Annotated in this window: 2 protein-coding genes; both read right to left on the bottom strand. The window is 62.2% G+C overall.

The genetic code is table 11. From position 1 onward, the window contains the following. Window positions 1–256: 256 nt before the first annotated feature. Window positions 257–1,300, bottom strand: coding sequence for a cysteine synthase A (locus JWP26_RS17335; RefSeq protein ID WP_299730614.1), 1,044 nt, complete (start codon window positions 1,298–1,300; stop codon window positions 257–259). Window positions 1,301–1,452: 152 nt separating this feature from the next. After that, window positions 1,453–2,862 (bottom strand): deoxyribodipyrimidine photo-lyase, encoded by a 1,410-nt coding sequence (locus JWP26_RS17330; RefSeq protein ID WP_299730611.1) that lies wholly within the window; start codon window positions 2,860–2,862, stop codon window positions 1,453–1,455. Between the last annotated feature and the right edge of the window lie 138 nt (window positions 2,863–3,000).

The following is a 3,000-nucleotide window of genomic DNA, read 5'->3' as shown; positions in this document are numbered from 1 at the left end:
TCTCCACTCCTGGGGAAAGAACGCGTCCAATCCGCTCATTATGGAGACACAAACCTTCCCACCCACCGGCAGACACCTCCCCCATGATGGGGGAGGCTGGAGGGGGTGATGGCACCCACGATGCGTGCGGTTACGTCACCTTGCGGCTGCGGCTAAGTCTCGGGATACGTACCGGCCTTCGCCGGTATGACACCGAGTGGGTGGAGGCGTCGGATCACAACAAGCCCACTGAGCTATTGTGACCTCTCCGAGCCCCTTATGCCGGCTCCACTACCGATGAAATATCAATCGGCGTGCGACCTTCGAGCCATGTCGGCACCGGCAGGCCCTTGTCGCGCAGGAAGGCTGGGTTGAACAGCTTGGATTGGTAGCGGTTGCCGTAATCACAGAGGATGGTCACGATGGTCTTGCCCGGTCCCAGATCGTTGGCCAGCCGCACCGCGCCGGCGATGTTGATGGCGCTGGAACCGCCCAGGCACAGGCCCTCGTGTTCGAGTAGATCGAAGACGTAGGGCAGGGCTTCGGTGTCGGAAATCTGGTACGCACGGTCGATCTTGAGGCCCTTGAGGTTCTCGGTGATGCGGCCCTGGCCGATGCCCTCGGTGATCGAATTGCCCGAGGATTTGAGCTCACCCGTCGTGTAATAACTGTAGAGCGCGGCGCCTTCGGGATCTGCGAGGCCGATTTGGACGTCCGAATTGCGCGACCGCAGCGCTTCTGCGACGCCGGCCAGCGTGCCGCCGGAGCCGACCGAGCAGATGAAACCGTCGATTCGCCCGCCAGTCTGCTGCCAGATTTCGGGGCCGGTGGTTTCCACATGCGCGCGCTTGTTGGAGGTGTTGTCGAACTGGTTGGCCCAGACCGCGCCGTTGGGAAGTTCCTTGTTGAGCTTTTCGGCGAGGCGCTGGGAAATCTTGATGTAGTTGTTCGGGTCCTTATAGGGCTTGGCGGGAACCTCGATCAGCTCGGCGCCGTAAAGGCGCAGCGCGTCCTTCTTTTCCTGGCTCTGAGTTTCGGGAATGACGATCACCGATTTGAAACCCAGCGAATTGGCCACCAGGGTCAGCCCGATACCGGTATTGCCGGCCGTGCCCTCGACGATGGTGCCGCCGGGCTTAAGCGCGCCGCTCTTGACCGCATCGTGGATGATGAACAAGGCCGCGCGATCCTTGACCGACTGGCCCGGATTAAGGAACTCCGCCTTGCCCCAGATATCGCTGCCGGTCAGCGTCGACACGCGATTGAGACGAATGAGCGGCGTGTTGCCGATTGCCGAGATGAGGTCTTGGTGCTTGGCCATGATATCTTCGTAGCTGGAGGAACCCAATTGGTAGGCGTGCACCAACGCGCCCACAAGGAATAAGTGCCGATCCCAGCACGGCTTTTCCCCTCCACGCGATTTTGCGCAAGTCCCGCCGCGATTGAGCGCCGCCTTCGCAACGCTATTCCAGCCTAGCTGCGCTTGGCCGCCTCCAGCGCGCGCTCGCGGGACAGCTTCAGATCGACGATCGGGCGGGGATAGGTGTCGCCCAACGCCACGCCGGCGGCCGCCAGCACTTCGGATGGCGCGGCATATGGCTGCTGAATCCATTTGTCCGGCAGGCCTGCCAATTCGGGTATCCACTGGCGGACGTAGCGCCCGTCGGCATCGAAGCGTTCGCCCTGCACCACGGGATTGAAAATGCGGAAGTAGGGGGCGGCGTCGAGGCCGGAGCCGGCGACCCACTGCCAGTTGCCCGGATTGTTGGCGCTGTCCGCATCGCAGAGGCAATCCCAGAACCATTGCTCGCCCAGCCGCCAATCGATCAGGAGGTTCTTGGCCAGCAGCGAGGCGGTCAGCATGCGAACGCGGTTCTGCATGAAGCCGGTGGCCCAGAGCTCGCGCATGCCGGCATCGATGAGCGGGAAACCGGTTTTGCCGCGCTGCCAGGCCTGTAGATCGGCGGGGGCATTCCGCCACGGGATATCGGCATATTTGGCCTGCATCGGCACGGTGGCGATATCGTCACGATGATAGAGCTGGTGATAGTTGAAATCGCGCCAGGCGAGTTCGGATAGGAACTTGTTGACGGCGTCCGCCGTGCCCGGCTCGCGCAGAGCTAGGGCCTGGGCTGCATGCCAGATTTGGCGCGGGCTGATTTCCCCAAAGCGCAGATGCGGAGAGAGCTTTGTGGTCGCTTCGCGGGCGGGGAAGTCGCGACCTTGGGCGTAGTCGTCCAATTGGTCGTCGAGGAAATCGGCGAGGATTTTATGCGCACCAGCTTCGCCGATGCGCCAATGCGGAACGAGTTTTTCCGCCCATTGGGGTTGGGCGTAGTCGGCGTCAACGGTGGCGGGCCGAACGGCGGGTTTGGCTGACGGCGTTCGAACCGGGGCGGCAATGTCGGATGCCTTCAGCGTGTTCCAGAACGGCGTATAGACCGAATAGGGATTGCCGGTCTTGGTCTTAATGGACCATGGCTCGACCAGCACGTTGGCGGCAAAGGACTGGGCCGGGATGCCTCCCGCTTTGAGGGCGTCCTTGATGACCAGATCAATGGCGACTTCCGCAGGTGCATAGCGGCGGTTCCAGAATACGGCATCGGCGCCGTTATCCTTGACCGCGTTCTGGATGGCTTGCAGAGCGTTGCCTGTGCTCACCACGAGGCGCACGCCATGCTCGGCGAGGCTGCGGCTCAAATCCTGTAGGCTATGATGGAGCCACCAGCGTGCAGCGCCACCCGGCGAGCGCAGGCCGGGGTCTGTTTCATGGATATAAAGCGCGATGACATGATCGCCGTGCTTGAAGGCAGCGCTGAGCGCAGGATTGTCGCTGAGCCGCAAATCGTTGCGCAGCCAGACCAGGGCAGTGTTTTGCGGCATCGGAACTCCCATTTGGGGACCGATACGCTGCCGCCCGTCCGATGGATCACTCCATCAGTTCGGCGAGCTGCTCCAGGGCGGCGTTCCAGGCTTCGATCGAGAAAATGCGTGATTCTGGATCGGCATGGGCCAAACCGC

The sequence above is a fragment of the Devosia sp. genome (assembly GCF_028290435.1).
In the GTDB taxonomy this organism is placed as follows: domain Bacteria; phylum Pseudomonadota; class Alphaproteobacteria; order Rhizobiales; family Devosiaceae; genus Devosia.
This window is presented reverse-complemented; position numbering and strand designations above follow the sequence as displayed.